The organism is Micromonospora sp. WMMD1082, assembly GCF_029626175.1.
In the GTDB taxonomy this organism is placed as follows: Bacteria; Actinomycetota; Actinomycetes; order Mycobacteriales; family Micromonosporaceae; genus Micromonospora.
The window spans coordinates 6,023,485-6,038,461 of record NZ_JARUBM010000002.1 but is presented as its reverse complement, the minus strand read 5'-3'; the positions used below and the strand labels follow the sequence as shown (position 1 = coordinate 6,038,461).

The 14,977-nt window shown below is 73.3% G+C and carries 14 protein-coding genes, 1 pseudogene and 2 riboswitches; of the genes and pseudogenes, 8 read left to right on the top strand and 7 right to left on the bottom strand.

What is annotated here, in order from left to right; translation table 11 throughout:
- The first annotated feature begins 30 nt into the window (after nucleotides 1-30).
- Nucleotides 31-1,032 (top strand): tyrosine-type recombinase/integrase, encoded by a 1,002-nt coding sequence (locus O7615_RS27945; protein WP_278180763.1) that lies wholly within the window; start codon nucleotides 31-33, stop codon nucleotides 1,030-1,032.
- A gap of 80 nt (nucleotides 1,033-1,112) precedes the next feature.
- A riboswitch (ZMP/ZTP riboswitch) is annotated at nucleotides 1,113-1,196 on the top strand.
- A gap of 26 nt (nucleotides 1,197-1,222) precedes the next feature.
- Nucleotides 1,223-2,085, top strand: a pseudogene (locus O7615_RS27940) (tetrahydrofolate dehydrogenase/cyclohydrolase catalytic domain-containing protein).
- Here the strand turns inward: O7615_RS27940 and O7615_RS27935 are convergent.
- Nucleotides 2,082-2,861, bottom strand: a complete 780-nt coding sequence (locus tag O7615_RS27935) for an endonuclease/exonuclease/phosphatase family protein (RefSeq protein WP_278180762.1) — start codon at nucleotides 2,859-2,861, stop codon at nucleotides 2,082-2,084. The pseudogene O7615_RS27940 and the gene O7615_RS27935 sit on opposite strands and share 4 nt — an antisense overlap.
- A 191-nt stretch (nucleotides 2,862-3,052) precedes the next feature.
- Between O7615_RS27935 and O7615_RS27930 the strand changes: the two genes are divergently transcribed.
- The 3 genes from O7615_RS27930 to O7615_RS27920 are packed head-to-tail and all read left to right on the top strand — an operon-like array spanning nucleotide 3,053 to nucleotide 5,282.
- Entirely contained in the window at nucleotides 3,053-3,841 is a 789-nt protein-coding gene (locus O7615_RS27930) for a TSUP family transporter (RefSeq protein WP_278182259.1), read from the top strand.
- 33 nt (nucleotides 3,842-3,874) lie between these two features.
- On the top strand, nucleotides 3,875-4,651 hold the full coding sequence (locus tag O7615_RS27925; RefSeq protein ID WP_278180761.1) for a GNAT family N-acetyltransferase: 777 nt from the start codon (nucleotides 3,875-3,877) through the stop codon (nucleotides 4,649-4,651).
- A gap of 58 nt (nucleotides 4,652-4,709) precedes the next feature.
- On the top strand, nucleotides 4,710-5,282 hold the full coding sequence (locus O7615_RS27920) for a GNAT family N-acetyltransferase (RefSeq protein WP_278180760.1): 573 nt from the start codon (nucleotides 4,710-4,712) through the stop codon (nucleotides 5,280-5,282).
- Here the strand turns inward: O7615_RS27920 and def are convergent.
- From def to O7615_RS27905, 3 genes are read right to left on the bottom strand one after another with little or no spacing between them, the layout of a single operon-like run.
- On the bottom strand, nucleotides 5,265-5,771 hold the full coding sequence (gene def, locus O7615_RS27915) for a peptide deformylase (RefSeq protein ID WP_278180759.1): 507 nt from the start codon (nucleotides 5,769-5,771) through the stop codon (nucleotides 5,265-5,267). The genes O7615_RS27920 and def overlap by 18 nt on opposite strands.
- 10 nt (nucleotides 5,772-5,781) lie before the next feature.
- Nucleotides 5,782-6,582, bottom strand: a complete 801-nt coding sequence (locus O7615_RS27910) for a TetR/AcrR family transcriptional regulator C-terminal domain-containing protein (protein ID WP_278180758.1) — start codon at nucleotides 6,580-6,582, stop codon at nucleotides 5,782-5,784.
- A 21-nt stretch (nucleotides 6,583-6,603) separates the two neighbouring features.
- Entirely contained in the window at nucleotides 6,604-7,788 is a 1,185-nt protein-coding gene (locus O7615_RS27905; protein ID WP_278180757.1) for a chorismate-binding protein, read from the bottom strand.
- Between the two features lie 123 nt (nucleotides 7,789-7,911).
- Here O7615_RS27905 and O7615_RS27900 point away from each other — a divergent pair, with 123 nt between their 5' ends.
- A complete protein-coding gene (locus tag O7615_RS27900; protein WP_278180756.1) occupies nucleotides 7,912-8,112 on the top strand; it encodes a DUF5999 family protein in 201 nt (66 codons plus the stop codon).
- Between the two features lie 118 nt (nucleotides 8,113-8,230).
- Here O7615_RS27900 and gcvP read toward each other — a convergent pair whose 3' ends face one another.
- Nucleotides 8,231-11,056, bottom strand: coding sequence for an aminomethyl-transferring glycine dehydrogenase (gene gcvP / locus O7615_RS27895; protein ID WP_278180755.1), 2,826 nt, complete (start codon nucleotides 11,054-11,056; stop codon nucleotides 8,231-8,233).
- 72 nt (nucleotides 11,057-11,128) lie between these two features.
- Nucleotides 11,129-11,227, bottom strand: a riboswitch (glycine riboswitch).
- Nucleotides 11,228-11,385: 158 nt separating this feature from the next.
- Between gcvP and O7615_RS27890 the strand changes: the two genes are divergently transcribed.
- Nucleotides 11,386-12,309 (top strand): NAD-dependent protein deacetylase, encoded by a 924-nt coding sequence (locus O7615_RS27890; RefSeq protein ID WP_278182258.1) that lies wholly within the window; start codon nucleotides 11,386-11,388, stop codon nucleotides 12,307-12,309.
- A gap of 49 nt (nucleotides 12,310-12,358) precedes the next feature.
- Here the strand turns inward: O7615_RS27890 and O7615_RS27885 are convergent, their stop codons facing one another.
- Entirely contained in the window at nucleotides 12,359-13,261 is a 903-nt protein-coding gene (locus tag O7615_RS27885; RefSeq protein WP_278180754.1) for an alpha/beta hydrolase, read from the bottom strand.
- Between the two features lie 284 nt (nucleotides 13,262-13,545).
- Here O7615_RS27885 and O7615_RS27880 point away from each other — a divergent pair, with 284 nt between their 5' ends.
- The gene (locus O7615_RS27880) at nucleotides 13,546-14,316 is read left to right on the top strand and encodes a helix-turn-helix transcriptional regulator (RefSeq protein ID WP_278180753.1); all 771 of its coding nucleotides are present in this window, start codon (nucleotides 13,546-13,548) and stop codon (nucleotides 14,314-14,316) included.
- A 37-nt stretch (nucleotides 14,317-14,353) separates the two neighbouring features.
- On the opposite strand, the gene O7615_RS27875 is transcribed toward O7615_RS27880, so the two are convergent.
- Nucleotides 14,354-14,950 carry a MerR family transcriptional regulator gene (locus O7615_RS27875; RefSeq protein WP_278180752.1) on the bottom strand — a complete coding sequence of 199 codons (597 nt, stop codon included), beginning with the start codon at nucleotides 14,948-14,950 and terminating at the stop codon, nucleotides 14,354-14,356.
- Between the last annotated feature and the right edge of the window lie 27 nt (nucleotides 14,951-14,977).

Sequence of the window (14,977 nt, the reverse complement as noted above, 5' to 3'; positions counted from 1 at the left end):
AGAACGCGAGAATCATGCATAATATCCCTTATGCATGACAAACAGGACGAATCGGTAGTCGTACTGATCGAAGAGTTCCTGACCGCCCGCGCCACCCGCAAGCCCTCCCCCCACACCCAGGCGGCGTACCGGCGGGACCTGACCGCCGTCGCCGCGCTCGCCGCGGAGCTGTCCACCCCTCCCCTCCCCCTGGCCCAGCTGCCGATCGACACGCTCTCCCCCAGGCTCATGCGGGCCGCGTTCGCCCGGTTCGCCGCCGGCCGGGCGGCCAGCTCCGTCGGTCGGGCCTGGTCCACCTGGAACGGGTTCTTCTCCTTCCTGGTCGCCGAGCAGGTGGTGCCCGGCAATCCGATGCCGGCGGTGGGACGTCCCCGGGCCCCGCTGCCGATGCCCAAGCCGCTCCGGGGTGAGGACACCCCGGAACACCTGCTCACCTCGGCCGCGCGCGCCGAGGGGCGGCAGCGGGATCCGTGGCCGCAACGGGACGTGGCGGTGCTGGCGCTGGCCCTGTGCGCGGGGCTGCGACTGTCGGAGCTGCTGGCGTTGCGGGTCGGGTCGCTCGGTGGTCGGCCCGGTGAGCGGCGGCTGGAGGTGACCGGCAAGGGCGGGCGTCCCCGGGTGCTGCCGGTCGAGCCGGATCTGGACGCGGTGCTGGCGAGCTATCTGGACAGCCGTGCCCGCCGCTTCGGCGCGCGTACGGTGCGACCGGTGTCGCCGCTGCTGGTGGACCGTCGGGGTGAGCCGCTGCGCCGGGGCGGTCTGCAGTATCTGGTGGAGTCCTGCTACCGGCGGGCCGGGATCGGTGACCGGGTGCCGCGCGGGGCGCGGTTGCACGCGTTGCGGCACACGTTCGCCACCCGGTTGGCCGAGGACGGCGCCGGCGCGGCGGAGATCATGCGGCTGTTGGGGCACGCCTCGTTGGCGTCGTCGCAGACGTACATCGAGGTGACGTCGGGGCAGCAGCGGGAGGCGGCGCGGGCGAATCGCACGTACCGGGCGTTGGTCGGGTTGCTGCCCGGTTCGGCGGGCTGAGCGGCGCGGTGGCCGGCCGGCCGGCGGCCGGGACTGCGTCGCGGGGAGCTGATGGCGCGCCTGGTGGCGGTGTGGCAGGGTGGCGGTGACGCGACTGGCGGCATCGGGGATGGGATCGACCATCGGGAAGCTCGTCGTGGGGGTCGTCCGCCTGGGCCTCCACGGGCGAGGTGGAACCGTGTCGACGACGATGACGACCGCGCGGCTGCTGCCGGGTGGGCCGGTGGCGGAGGCGATTCTGGCCGAGGTGGCCGAGGGTGTGGCGGGGCTGCGGGCGGCGGGGGTGACTCCGGCGTTGGCGACGGTGCTGGTGGGTGACGACGAGGCCAGTGTCGGCTACATCCGGATCAAGCAGCGGCAGGCGGCGGAGTTGGGTTTCGCCTCGCCGCATGTGCGGCTGCCGGCGTCGGCGTCGCAGGCCGACGTGCACGCGGTGCTGGCGGACTTCACCGCCGACCCGGGTGTGCACGGGGTGCTGTTGCAGTACCCGATTCCCGGTGGTCTGGACTACGACCGGGCGTTGCAGGTGCTGGATCCGGACGCCGACGTCGACGGGATGCATCCGGTGAACATGGGGCGGCTGGCGCTGGGGTTGCCCGGTCCCCTGCCGTGTACGCCGGCGGCGATCGAGGCGCTGTTGGCGTATCACGGGGTGCCGGTGGCCGGGCGTGAGGTGGTGGTCCTGGGTCGCGGGGCGACGCTGGGGCGGCCGTTGGCGATGCTGCTGGCGCAGAAGCGGCCGACGGTTGACGCGGCGGTCACGGTGGTGCACACGGGGGTGGCGGACTGGCCGCGTTACACGCGTCGGGCGGAGATTCTGGTGGCCGCGGCCGGGGTGCCGGGGATCGTGCGGCCGGAGCATGTGCGGCCGGGTGCGGTGGTGGCGTGCGGTATGCGGGCCGGCGGCTGTTGCCGGATGTGGATCCGTCGTGTGACCGGGTGGCGGGGGCGATCACGCCGCGGGTCGGTGGGGTGGGTCCGGTGACGGTGGCGATGCTGTTCCGCAACGCGGTGCGGGCGGCGCGGTCGGCCGCCCGACCGGACCGAGGCTAGCCGAGGTCGACCAGGAGGGGGCGGTGGTCGGAGATGGTGGAGTACGGGGTGTGCACGGCGGTGACCGGGGGCAGCCGGTCGAAGCCGTGCCGGTCGGCGAGGGCGTGGTCGAGTTGGACGCGTGGCTGTCCGGCCGGGTAGGTGGGTCGGCGGCCGAGCAGGTGCCAGCCGGAGACGGCGCGAGTGGCCCAGGCGGGCAGGTTCAGGTCGCCGAGCAGGATCCGTGGGGCGGGCAGCGCGCGCAGGGCGCGGATGACCTGGCGGAGTTGGTGGACGTTCCAGCCGGCGACGAAGGACAGGTGGGTGGCGGCGACGGTGAGCCGGCCGTGCGGGGTGTCCAGCACGGCGGCGAGCACCACGCGGGGTTCGTCGCGCAGCAGGATGAGCCCGCCGCCGGGGCCGGGCACGTAGACCGGGGAGCGCACCGGTGCGGGGCGTAGTCGGGTCACCCGCCAGCTGCTGACCGGGTGGCGGGTGACCAGGCCGACGCCGTAGCAGGGTTCGCCGTGGCCGTCGTCGTCGTGGGTCAGTGGGCGGAACCGCTCGCCGGGGGTGCCGACCACGGCGGCGGCGAAGCGGTGTTCGGTCGCGCCGAGGGCCTGGGCGGCGATGGCGGTCAGGTCGAGGTTGCCGCTGCGGGACTGGTCGCGGTCGACCTCCTGCAGGGCGAGGACGTCGGCGTCGAGGGCGGCGACGGCGGTGGCCAGTCGGTCCGGGTCGACCAGGCCGTCGGTGAGGGACCGGCCGTGCAACAGGTTGAACGTGGCCAGGCGCACGGTGTCACCTTAACGACGCCGTGGCACAGTTTGCCGATGGTGCGGGTGTTGTTCTGTTCGATGCTGGTGTTCGTGGCGGTCGGCGCGGTGGGGGTGTGGGTGCGGCGTCGGCGCGGCCGGTGAGCTGAGCACGGTCGACGCCGGTGAGGCTGGCCACAGTCGGCGGCGGCGCGTCTGCGCGGGTGGGAAGAATGCGGCTGGTGGAGTTGGATCCGCCGACCGTCGCGACCCTGCTGACCGTCGCCGCCCTGGCCGGCTGGGTGGACGCGGTGGTGGGCGGGGGCGGGTTGCTGCTGTTGCCGGCGCTGCTGGTGGCCGTGCCGGGGATGCCGCCGGCTACCGCGCTGGGCACGAACAAGTTGGCGGCGATCGCGGGTACGTCGACGGCGGCGGTGACGTTCGCCCGCCGCACGAAGATCGATTGGCGGGTGGCGGGGCCGGCGGCGGCGTTGGCGGTGGTCTGCGCCGGGTGGGGTGCGGCGCTGGCCGGTGCGGTGCCGCCGTCGGCGTACCGGCCGGTGGTGCTGGTGGTGCTGCTGGCGGTGGCGCTGTTCGTGGTGCTGCGTCCCCGGTTGGGGGTGCTGGCCGTGCCGCAGCGGCGGACCCGGACGCGGGTGGTGGTGGCGGTGCTGGTGGCCGGGGTGGGTATCGCCACCTACGACGGGTTGATCGGCCCGGGTACGGGCACGTTCCTGGTGGTGGCGTTCACCGCGCTGGTGGGTGCGGACTTCGTGCACGGTTCGGCGATGGCGAAGGTGGTCAACGCGGGCACCAACGCCGGCGCGCTGGCGGTGTTCGCGGTGACGGGGCACGTGTGGTGGCTGCTGGGCGCGGCGATGGCGGTGTGCAACATCCTCGGGGCGACGGTGGGTGCGCGGATGGCGTTGCGCCGCGGTTCGGGGTTCGTGCGGGTGGTGCTGCTGGTGGTGGTGTTGGCGCTGGTGGCGAGGCTGGGCTACGACCAGTGGCTGGCCGGGTGAGGGTCGCGCCGCCGCGCGTGTGATCATCGGCGGATGCCGGTACGCGCGGAACACGACCGGGCCGTCCTGGCGGGCCTGCTGGGTCGGGATCCGGTGCTGCACGCCTACCAGTTGGGCGATCTGGACGACTTCTTCTGGCCGTACACGTCGTGGTATCGGCGCGGGGAGGCGGTGGCGTTGCTGTATCACGGTGCGCTGCCGCCGGCGTTGTTGGCGTTGGCCCGGCCGGCGGGGGTGGCGGAGTTGGCCGCGCTGTTGGGTGAGTTGGCGCCGGTGTTGCCGGCGCGGTTGCAGGCGCACCTGTCCCCCGGCCTGGCCTCGGCGTTGGCGGGTGTGTTCCGGGTGACGACGAGCGGGCCGCATCTGAAGATGGCGTTGACCGACCCGTCGCGGTTGGCGGCGGTGCCGGCGGACGGGGTGGTGTTGGGTCGGGCGGACCTGCCGCGGTTGCACGAGTTGTACGCCGCCGCCTATCCGGGCAACTGGTTCGATCCGCGGATGGTGGACACCGGCCGGTACGTGGGGATCCGCGACGGTGACCGGCTGGTCGCGGTGGCCGGGGTGCATGTCGTCTCCCCCGCCTACCGGGTGGCGGCGTTGGGGAACGTGACGACCCATCCGGCGTGGCGGCGTCGCGGGTTGGCGGCGGCGGTGGTGGCGCGGCTGTGTGGGCTGCTGGCGGCCGACGTCGATCATGTGACGTTGAACGTGCGGGCCGCCAACACCGCCGCGGTTCGGCTGTACGCGCGGCTGGGGTTCACCCGGGCGGCCGACTACGCCGAGTTCACGCTGGTGGCCCGTGGCCAGTGACGGCGCGGGCGGGGCCGGCGGTGGTGTCGGCAGCCCGGGCGGGCGGCAGAATGCACCGGTGGTTCAGGTGACGCTGCGGACCGCCCGGATGGTGCTGGTGCCGTTGGCCGACGATCATCTGGAGCACGAGGTGGAGTTGGACGCCGACCCGGAGGTGATGCGTTATCTCGGGCCGGTCCGGTCGCGCGCGCAGGTGCGTCAGGCGCACCGGCGGCGGTTGGCGGCGGCGCGGCCGGTGCCGGGGCTGGGGTTCTGGGTCGGGTTCGTCGACGGCACGTTCGTCGGGTGGTGGATCCTGGAGCCGCCGTCGCGTCCCGAGCAGGGGCCGGTGTCGGGGCAGGCCGAGCTGGGTTACCGGCTGCTGCGCCGCCACTGGCGGCGGGGGCTGGCCAGTGAGGGTGCCCGGGAACTGATCCGGCACGGCTTCGCCGAGTTGGGGTTGCGGCGGATCTTCGCCGAGACGATGGCGGTCAACGCCGCGTCGCGGGCGACGATGGCGGCGGTCGGGATGCGCTATGTGCGCACGTTTCACCAGTCGTGGCCGGATCCGTTGCCGGGCGCCGAGCAGGGTGAGGTGGAGTACGAGATCACCCGGGAGCAGTGGCGGGCGGGGTCAGCGGCGGTGGGCTGAGTCGAAGCGGCCGGCGCGGATCTCCCGCAGGGCGCGGCGGCGGGTGTCGCCGCGCAGCGTGTCGACGTAGAGGCGCCCGGCGAGGTGGTCGGTCTCGTGTTGCAGGGCGCGGGCGAGGAAGCCGCTGCCGGCGATGGTCAGCGGTTCGCCGTGTTGGTCGACGCCGTGGGCGGTGGCGTGCAGGGCGCGAGGGGTCGGGAAGTAGAGCCCGGGGATGGACAGGCAGCCCTCGTCGTCGTCCTGGAGGTCGTCGGACAGCTCCAGCACCGGGTTGATCATGTGGCCGCGGTGTCCGTCGGCGTCGTAGACGAAGACCTGGGCGGTGACGCCGATCTGCGGGGCGGCGACGCCGGCGCGGCCGGGCGCGCCGAGCAGGGTGTCCATCAGGTCGGTGACCAGGGCGCGCAGTTCGGCGTCGAAGCTGGTGACCGGTTCGCTGGGGGTGCGCAGCACCGGGTCGCCGATGATTCGGATGTCCCGCATCGTCATGTCGGCCAGGCTATCGGTCACCGGTGTGCGGTGCCGGGGCGCCCGGGGTGTCGCTGGCGCGGTCGGTGACGAGGACCTGGATGCCGTCGAGGATGCGGGCCAGGCCGAACGCGAAGGCACCGGTCGGGTCGGTGGCGCCCTGGTACTGCTGGCCGGCCGCGGTGCCGACCCGGGCGGCGAGCGGGAAGCGGCGCGGGTCGAGGGCCCGCTCCAGGTAGGGGGCGTGGGCCTGCCACCACTGTTGTTCGGTCAGGCCGGTGCGGCCGGCGGCCTGGGCGGCCTCCACGGCGGTGCGTACGGCGCCGTGGACGTATCCGGTGACGAGGGTGAGCACGGCGTCCATCTCCAGGTCGGTCAGGCCGATGCCGTCGACGGCGCGGAGTTCGTGCTCGTAGGTGGCGATGACGTGCGGGCCGAGGGCGGGGCGGGTGGTGGCGACCTGCAGCAGCCACGGGTGCCGCTGGTAGAGCCGCCAGCGGGCGTGGGCGACCTGCGTCAGCCGGTCCCGCCAGCCGCCGTCGCCGTCGGGGTGGGTGAGTTCGCCGTGGACGGTGTCGAGCATGAGGTCGAGCAGTTCGCCCTTGCCGGGCACGTGGGTGTAGAGGGACATGGTGCCGGCGCCGAGGGCCTGGGCGACGCGGCGCATGGACAGCGCGGCCAGTCCCTCGGCGTCGGCGATGTCGACGGCGGCGCGCACGATCCGGTCGACGGACAGGTCGGCGCCGCCCTTGCGGCTGCCACGGTCCCGGGTGCGCCACAGCAGGGCGAGGCTGCGTGCCGGGTCGCCGGTGCCGCTGTACTCGGTGCTCACCGGCAGCACTGTAACGCGGGGTCAGCTCAGCGCGGCCCGGACCGGGGCGGTCTTCGCCGCCGCCTCGGCGACCTCGGCGTCGGGGTCGCTGTCCCAGGTGATGCCGCCGCCGGCCCACACGTGCACGGCCTCGCCGTCGGTGGCGGCGGTGCGGATGGTCAGTCCCAGGTCGACGTGCCCGTTGCCGACCCAGCCGAGGCCGCCCATGCTGGCGCCGCGGCCGACGGGTTCCAGGGCGGCGATGCGGTCCAGGGCGGCCAGTTTCGGTGCGCCGGTGACCGATCCGCCGGGGCAGACGGCGCGCAGCAGGTCGGCCAGGCCGAGGCCGTCGGCGATGTCGGCGCGGACGGTCGACTCGGCCTGCCAGAGGTCGCACCAGCGGCGTACGGCGAACAGCTCGTCGACGCGGACGCTGCCGGTGCGGGCGACGCGGGCCAGGTCGTTGCGTTCCAGGTCGACGATCATGATGTGTTCGGCGCGTTCCTTGGCCGAGGTGAGCAGCTCGGCGCGGCCGGCGGCGGTGGCCGGGCGGGTGCCCTTGATCGGTCGGGTGGTCAGGGTGCCGTGCCGCAGCTCGATCAGGGTTTCCGGGCTGGCGCAGCCGATGGCCCAGCCGGGGCCGGTGAGCACGCCGCCGTAGCGGGCCCCGGGCAGCCGGCCGAGGCGGGCCAGGGCCGGCAGCGGGTCGCCGGTGTACGCGGCGGCGGCGTGGCCGACCAGGTTGACCTGGTAGACCTCGCCGGAGCCGATGGCAGCGCGGACGGCGTCGACGGCGTCGGCGTGCTGGCGGGGGCTCCAGCTCTCGGTCCAGGTGCCGCGCCACCAGCCGGCCGGCTGGTGCGGGCGGGCCGGCGCGGCGTCGGTGTGGCCGTAGACGACGACCGCGACCTCGGGCAGGTCGGCCGGGTTGGCGGCGCCGGGGGCGCCGCCGGCCAGCCGGGCGCCGGCGGCGGCGGAGACGTAGAGGGCGGCGCCGCAGACCCCGTCGGGGTCGTGGCGGGGTGCCGGGCGGCCGAGGTCGCGCAGGTGCAGGCCGTGTTCGGCGAGGAAGTCCTCGGTACGCGTGGCCGGGTCGCCGTCGTCGGTGGGGCGCCACTGCCAGCGGGCCCGCTCGACCAGCCGCCCCCGGCACGGCGTGGGAACCGCGGGCGGATCGATCACCATACGTGGGAGCGCTTCCACGACGTCTGGGCGATTCCTGCTCATCCGTTCAGCGGATTTCCCATACTCGACGCGCACATCTGCTCGATGCGGCGTGCTTTCGCTTGGTACTGTGCGTCACTGGTCATGTGAACCATGACACAGTGCCCCCACAGTCCGGAGAACCCGATGTGCCAGCACCAACCCACCTGTCCCTCCGCCGACGCCATCGACCGGGAAGCCGCCAGGGTCATCGCCTGCTTCCGTGAACAGGGCTGGAGCCTGCTCTGCAACGGCGTGATCGTCTTCGAGGACACCGGCGAGCTGCTTCCCGACGGCAGCAGCATCGCACCACACCGCGGCCCCGCCCGACACGCACTCGCCGCCTGACAACGCTCACGAACCGTCACGACTTTTCCCGCGTCGCCCCAGGCTAGTCCCCCGGTCCGGGACACCCACGACCAGGTCGGCGCGGTGCCGGGGCGGCCGCGACCGCCCCGGCCGCCGATCACCCCTCGTACGCCTGCGGCGACGGGCACGAGCAGACCAGGTTCCGGTCGCCGTATCCGCCGTCGACCCGACGCACCGGCGGCCAGTACTTCCCCGCCCGGTCCACCCCGGCCGGCCAGCCACCCACCGACCGCGGGTACGGATGCGGCCAGTCGTCACCGGCCACCATCGCCGCCGTGTGCGGCGCGTTGGCGAGGGGATTGTCCCCGGCCGGCCACTCACCCGAGCCCACCTTGTCGATCTCCGCCCGGATGGCGAGCATCGCGTCGCAGAACCGGTCCAGCTCGGCCAGATCCTCACTCTCGGTGGGCTCCACCATCAACGTCCCCGGCACCGGGAACGACATCGTCGGGGCGTGGAACCCGTAGTCGATCAGGCGTTTCGCCACGTCGTCGACGCTGACCCCGGTCGCCCTGGTCAACGGCCTCAGATCCAGGATGCACTCGTGGGCCACCAGGCCCTTGTTGCCCGCGTACAGCACCGGGAAGTGCCCGCGCAGCCGCGCCGCCACATAGTTCGCCGCCAGCACCGCCACCCCGGTCGCCCGGGCCAGCCCGTCGGCGCCCATCATCCGCAGGTACGCCCACGGGATCGGCAGGATCCCCGCCGACCCGTACCGGGCCGCCGCGATCGCCGGCCGCCCGTCGACCGGCGCGCCGGCCGGGTCACCCGGCAGGAACGGCGCCAGGTGCGCCCGCACCGCCACCGGGCCCACCCCCGGGCCGCCGCCGCCGTGCGGGATGCAGAACGTCTTGTGCAGGTTCAGGTGCGACACGTCCGCGCCGAAACGCCCCGGCTTGGCGAACCCGACCAGCGCGTTGAGGTTCGCCCCGTCGACGTACACCTGCCCGCCAGCGTCGTGCACCTTCGCGCACAGCGACGCGATGCCCGTCTCGTACACCCCGTGCGTCGACGGGTACGTCACCATGATCGCCGCCAGGGTGTCCCGATGCGCGTCGATCTTCGCGTCGAGGTCGACCAGGTCGACGTTGCCGTCGTCGTCGCAGCCCACCACGACCACCCGCATCCCGGCCATCACCGCGCTGGCGGCGTTCGTGCCGTGCGCCGACGACGGGATCAGGCACACGTCGCGGTGCCGCTCACCCCGGCTGCGGTGCCAGGCACGGATCGCCAGCAGCCCGGCCAGCTCCCCCTGCGAACCGGCGTTGGGCTGCACGCTGACCGCGTCGTAGCCGGTCACCTCCGCCAGCCACCGCTCCAGCTGGCCGATCAGCTCCCGGTAGCCGGCGGTCTGCGCGGCCGGCGCGAACGGATGGACGTGGGCGAACTCGGCCCAGCTCACCGGCTCCATCTCGGTGGTGGCGTTGAGCTTCATCGTGCACGAGCCGAGCGGGATCATGCCCCGGTCCAGGGCGTAGTCGAAGTCGGCCAGCCGGCGCAGGTAGCGCAGCATCGCCGTCTCCGACCGGTGCGTACGGAACACCGGGTGGGTGAGGAAGTCGCTGGTGCGGGTCAGCCCGGCCGGCAGCACGGCGGCCACCTCGCCGTCGCCGACCGTGTCGACACCGAACGCCGCCCACACCGCGGCCAGATGCGCCGGCGTGGTGGTCTCGTCGCAGGAGATCCCGACCCGGTCGGCGTCGACCAGCCGCAGGTTCACGCCGCGCCGCGCGGCGGCGTCCACCACCTGCCCGGCCCGACCCGGCACGGTGGCGGTGACCGTGTCGAAGAACGCGACATCGGCGACCTCGACGCCGCCGGCGCGCAGCCCGGCCGCCAGCCGCACCGCCATCTCGTGGGTCCGCGCCGCGATCGCCCGCAGCCCCTCCGGGCCGTGGTAGACGGCGTACATGCCGGCCATCACCGCGAGCAGCACCTGCGCGGTGCAGATGTTGCTGGTCGCCTTCTCCCGGCGGATGTGCTGCTCGCGGGTCTGCAACGCCAACCGGTACGCCGGGTCGCCGCCGCTGTCGCGGGACACCCCGACCAGCCGACCCGGCAGCATCCGCTCCAGACCCGCCCGTACCGCCAGGTAGCCGGCGTGCGGCCCACCGAAGCCCATCGGTACGCCGAAACGCTGCGTGGTGCCGGCGGCGATGTCGGCGCCGATCTCCCCCGGTGCCCGCAGCAACGTCAGGGCCAGCAGGTCCGCCGCCACCGTCACCAGCGCCCCGACCGTGTGCGCGGCCGCCACCAGCGGGGCGTGGTCGCGCACCGCCCCGGACGCCCCCGGGTACTGCAGGTGCAGGCCGAAGAACTCCGCGGGCAGTTCCTCGCGGTCGACGTCGACGATCCGCACGTCGATGTCGAGCGGCTCGGCCCGCCCGGCGATCACCGCGATGGTCTGCGGCAGGGTGTCCGCGTCGACCACGTACACCCGGCTCTTGCTCTTCGACGCCCGCCGCGCCAGGGTCATCGCCTCGGCCGCCGCGGTGCCCTCGTCGAGCATCGACGCGTTCGCGGTCGCCAGCCCGGTCAGATCGGACACCATGGTCTGGAAGTTCAGCAGCGCCTCCAGCCGGCCCTGACTGATCTCCGGCTGGTACGGCGTGTACGCCGTGTACCAGGCTGGGTTTTCCAGCACGTTGCGGCGGATCACCGCCGGGGTGTGGGTGCCGTGGTAGCCCAACCCGATCATCGACACGGCCACCGTGTTGCGGGCGGCCAGGGCCCGCAGCTCGGCCAGGGTGTCGTGCTCGCTGGCCGGCTCCGGCAGGTCCAGCCGGCCGTGCCAGCGGATCACCTCGGGGATCGCCGCGTCCATCAGCTCGTCGATCGAGGCGTACCCGACGGTGTCCAGCATGCGACGTTCGTCGTCGGGGCCGGGGCCGATGTGACGGTCGGCGAACTGCTCTGCGGTCATGGGCACTCCTGCGGGCGGGGTCGACAGGTCGGCCCTCCCCCTCTGTCACACCCACGGGCGCTCCACAGTGCCTGATCCGACGCGGTCCTTCTGCCTGAGAGGTTCCGGGGAGGATTTGCCCCTTCGGCGCCGCCTCGGCTGCCGCCAGGCGGTCTCTCCCACGTCGGTGCTACCGGCGCGATCAACGCTACCAGCGTCCCCGCCGGCCCACCGCGAACCCCCTCGACCGGGCGTCGGGATCGCACCGGTGACGCCGCCACGGGCGGGCGGGTCGCCCCAGGTGGCCGGGCGGGCGGGCGGGTCGCCGCTGGCGGCCGGGCTGGGGCAGCATTGGTCGGGTGGAGGACGTGATCGAGCCACTGGCCGGTGTGCTGGCCGGTGGCCAGGTGGTGGTGCTCAGCGGCGCCGGCCTGTCCACCGAGTCGGGTATTCCCGACTATCGGGGGCCGAGCGGCACGTCGCGGCGGCACACGCCGATGACGTACCAGACGTTCACCGGGGATCCGTGGGCGCGCCGCCGGTACTGGGCCCGCAGCCACCTGGGGTGGCGGTTGGTCGCCCGGGCGGCGCCGAACGACGGGCACCGGGCGGTGGCCCGCCTGCAACACGCCGGCCTGCTGGCCGGGATCATCACCCAGAACGTGGACGGTCTGCACACGGCGGCGGGCAGCCGGGACGTGGTGGAGCTGCACGGCCGGCTCGACGAGGTGCTCTGCCTGGGGTGCGGGGACCGTACGAGCCGGCAGGAGCTGGACGGGCGGCTGCGCCGGGCCAACCCGGCGTTCGTCGCGCGGGCCGGTGCGGTCAACCCGGACGGTGACGTGGATCTCGGTGACGCCGAGGTGGCCGGGTTCCGTACCGTCGACTGCCGGGCCTGCGGCGGGCTGCTCAAGCCCGACGTGGTGTTCTTCGGGGAGACGGTACCGGCCGCACGGGTGCAGCGCTGTTTCACGATGGTGGAGCGGGCGCGGCTGCTGCTGGTGCTGGGCTCCTCGTTGACCGTGATGTCGGGGCGCCGTTTCGTGCTGCGGGCGGCGAAGCGGGGTGTGCCGGTGGTGATCCTCAACCAGGGGCCGACCCGCGGTGACGAGTACGCCCACCTGCGGGTGGACGCGCCACTGGGCCGGCTGCTGCCGGCACTGGCCGACCGGCTGCTCGGCGACGTCGACGGCGCCGCCGGTGACCCACCATTGGCCGGGCCACCGGCCGCGACCGGCCCGGTGCCGGCGGCCCCGACGGCCGCCGGGCGGTGACCACCCGCCCGGCGGCCGCTGTGCGGCCGCCGAGGCGGCCGCACAGCTATCAACCCCTGAGGTGCGCGGTGAAGAAGGCGGTCAGCTTCTCGACCGCCTGCGCGACGTAGGGGTCGCGGTCGTAGAGGTCGACGTGGGTCGCCCCCTCGATGAGCGCCAGCTCCCCGGACTCGCCGATGTCGGCGATGGCCTTCTCGCTGAAGCCGCGGGTCACCGCCTCGGTGCCGGCGATCATGAGCAGCGGCCGTGGGGCGATCTTGGCGACGTCGGCGAAGGCGTCGAACTGGTCGAGCAGGTCGGCGCTGCGCAGGGCGTAGGCCCCGACCGAGTTCGGATGCTGGGCGCGTGGGGTCCGGTAGTAGTCGAAGAACTCCGCGACCGCCGCCGGTGTCGACTCGTCGACCGACTCGGGCAGCACCGGCACCATCCGCACCGGCCTGCCCTGCGCCTCCTCCGTCCGCGCGGCACCGGACGCGGCGACCTGGGCGCGCCACGCCTCGGGGTTGCCGTCGCGGAAGAAGCAGGTGGCGTCCGTGCCGCTGACCCCGGCGACGGCCTTGATCCGGTGATCGGTCTGCGCGGCGTAGGGGGCGTAGGCGCCCGAACCGCACACGCCCATCACACCGATACGCTCACTGTCGACGTCCGCGCGCGTCGACAGGTACGTCACGGCGTTACGGAAGTCGTCGGCCCGCTGCACGGGGTTCTCCAGCCCGCGCGGCAGCCCTTCGCTGTCGCCCTGGTAGGCGGCGTCGAACGTGAGGGCCAGGAACCCCGCCTCGGCCAGGCGGGCCGCGTAGATCGCGGACGTCTGCTCCTTCACTCCGGTGGTCGGGTGACCAACGACGATCGCGGGCAGCCGCCCACCCGAGGCGTTCTCGGGCAGGTAGACGTGACCGGCCAGCGCCATACCGTTGCTGGGAAACCGGACGTTGGTCCGCTGGATTGTCATACGTGATCAGCTCCCTCGCCGCGGCGCGAATCCGGTGGGGCTCTCCCACCGCGCCCGTTGCGGCTCGACACCAACAATCCGGTGCCCGGGGCGCCGCCGGAAGAGAGAGACTTATCCTAGGAGCAACCTCTCCCAGGATACGTACCGGAGCCATCCCTAAGCTGGTGCCATGCCCGCCACCTCTGTCGAACTCCGCGAACTCGGCCAGTTCCTCCAGCGCCGCCGCGGCGAACTCCAGCCACACCAGGTCGGGCTACCCCCCCAGGGACGACGAGCGGCGACGCGTGCCAGGGCTACGCCGCGAAGAGGTCGCCCAACTCGTCGCGATCAGCATCGACTACTACACCCGGATCGAACAGGGCCGCCTCGCCCCGTCCGAACCGGTCCTCGCCGCACTCGTGCGAACGCTGCGGCTCGACGACGAGCAGTCCGACTACCTACGCGCGCTACTCACCCGCGCCGGCACCCCACCGGTCACCCGGGCACACGACCAGAACCGACGTCGTACACGGGCCGTCCGGCCCCAACTCCAACGGCTGCTCGGGCAACTCGACCGCACACCCGCCCTCGTCTTCGGACGCCACCTCGACATCCTCGCCTGGAACGACCTCGCCGCCGCCCTGCTGCTCGACTTCGCGGACATCGCCGAACGCGATCGCAACTACGTCCGGCTGGTCTTCACCGACCCGACCATGCGCGACCTCTACCCACAATGGGAGCAGGTCGCCCGCACCTGCGTGGCCGTACTCCGCATGAGCGCGGCCGGCAACCCCACCGACCCCGCACTGTCCCGCCTGGTCGGTGACCTGTCCATGGCCCGATCGGAGTTTCGCCAGTGGTGGGCCGAACGGCGCGTCGCCCACCAGGACTTCGGCACCAAACTCATCCGTCACCCGCAGGTGGGCGACATGCACCTGGACTGGGACAGCTTCCACCAGGCCGCCAACCCCGACCAGCAACTCGTCATCTGGTCCGCCGAACCCGGCTCGGACTCCGCACACCGGCTCGACACACTCCGCGCCCTGATCAAGGACACCCCGGCCCATCCCGCCTGACCCGCTATCCAGCAGGGGCACCGCGAAGAGCCGAGTCTCAGCCGGCCCGCCGCCGGGCCCGCCGCGCCGCCAACTCGTCCCCCACCGGACCCGCCGCGGCGGCCACCTCCGGCTCCCGCTCCACGGACACCGCCGCGGGCTCCGCCGGAAGATGCGACAACGAACCCTGGATCTCCTTGAACGCACCACCGATCGCGATGCCGAACACCCCCTGGCCACCCTGCAACAGGTCGACCACCTCCTCCGGTGAACGGCACTCATACACCGTCGTCCCGTCGGAGATCAACGTGATGCCCGCCAGATCCTCCACCCCACGCGACCGCAACGCCTCGATCGCCTTGCGGATGTTCTGCAACGACACCCCGGCGTCCAGCAGCCGCTTCACGACCTTCAACACCACCAGGTCGCGGAACGAGTACAACCGCTGCGTGCCCGAACCCGAGGCATCCCGCACACTCGGCACCACCAGCGACGTACGCGCCCAGTAGTCCAGCTGGCGGTAGCTGATCCCCACCGCATGGCAGGCCGTCACACCCCGGTACCCCACCGCACCGTCACCGTCAGTTGCCGACCCGGGCATCCCACCCGGCTCGTCCAGCCCCGTACCCGGATCGGAATCTCGCGGCTCGTACATCCGGACAACCTCCCCGTCAGTGCGGTG

Bases quoted from the DNA above. Each gene is read 5' to 3' on its own strand.
- gcvP (WP_278180755.1), bottom strand. From the start codon at position 11,056: ATGACCGCAGAGCAGTTCGCCGACCGTCACATCGGCCCCGGCCCCGAC.
- O7615_RS27900 (WP_278180756.1), top strand. From the start codon at position 7,912: ATGTGCCAGCACCAACCCACCTGTCCCTCCGCCGACGCCATCGACCGG.
- O7615_RS27925 (WP_278180761.1), top strand. From the start codon at position 3,875: ATGCCGGTACGCGCGGAACACGACCGGGCCGTCCTGGCGGGCCTGCTG.
- O7615_RS27930 (WP_278182259.1), top strand. From the start codon at position 3,053: ATGCGGCTGGTGGAGTTGGATCCGCCGACCGTCGCGACCCTGCTGACC.
- def (WP_278180759.1), bottom strand. From the start codon at position 5,771: ATGACGATGCGGGACATCCGAATCATCGGCGACCCGGTGCTGCGCACC.
- O7615_RS27905 (WP_278180757.1), bottom strand. From the start codon at position 7,788: ATGAGCAGGAATCGCCCAGACGTCGTGGAAGCGCTCCCACGTATGGTG.
- O7615_RS27945 (WP_278180763.1), top strand. From the start codon at position 31: ATGCATGACAAACAGGACGAATCGGTAGTCGTACTGATCGAAGAGTTC.
- O7615_RS27885 (WP_278180754.1), bottom strand. From the start codon at position 13,261: ATGACAATCCAGCGGACCAACGTCCGGTTTCCCAGCAACGGTATGGCG.
- O7615_RS27875 (WP_278180752.1), bottom strand. From the start codon at position 14,950: ATGTACGAGCCGCGAGATTCCGATCCGGGTACGGGGCTGGACGAGCCG.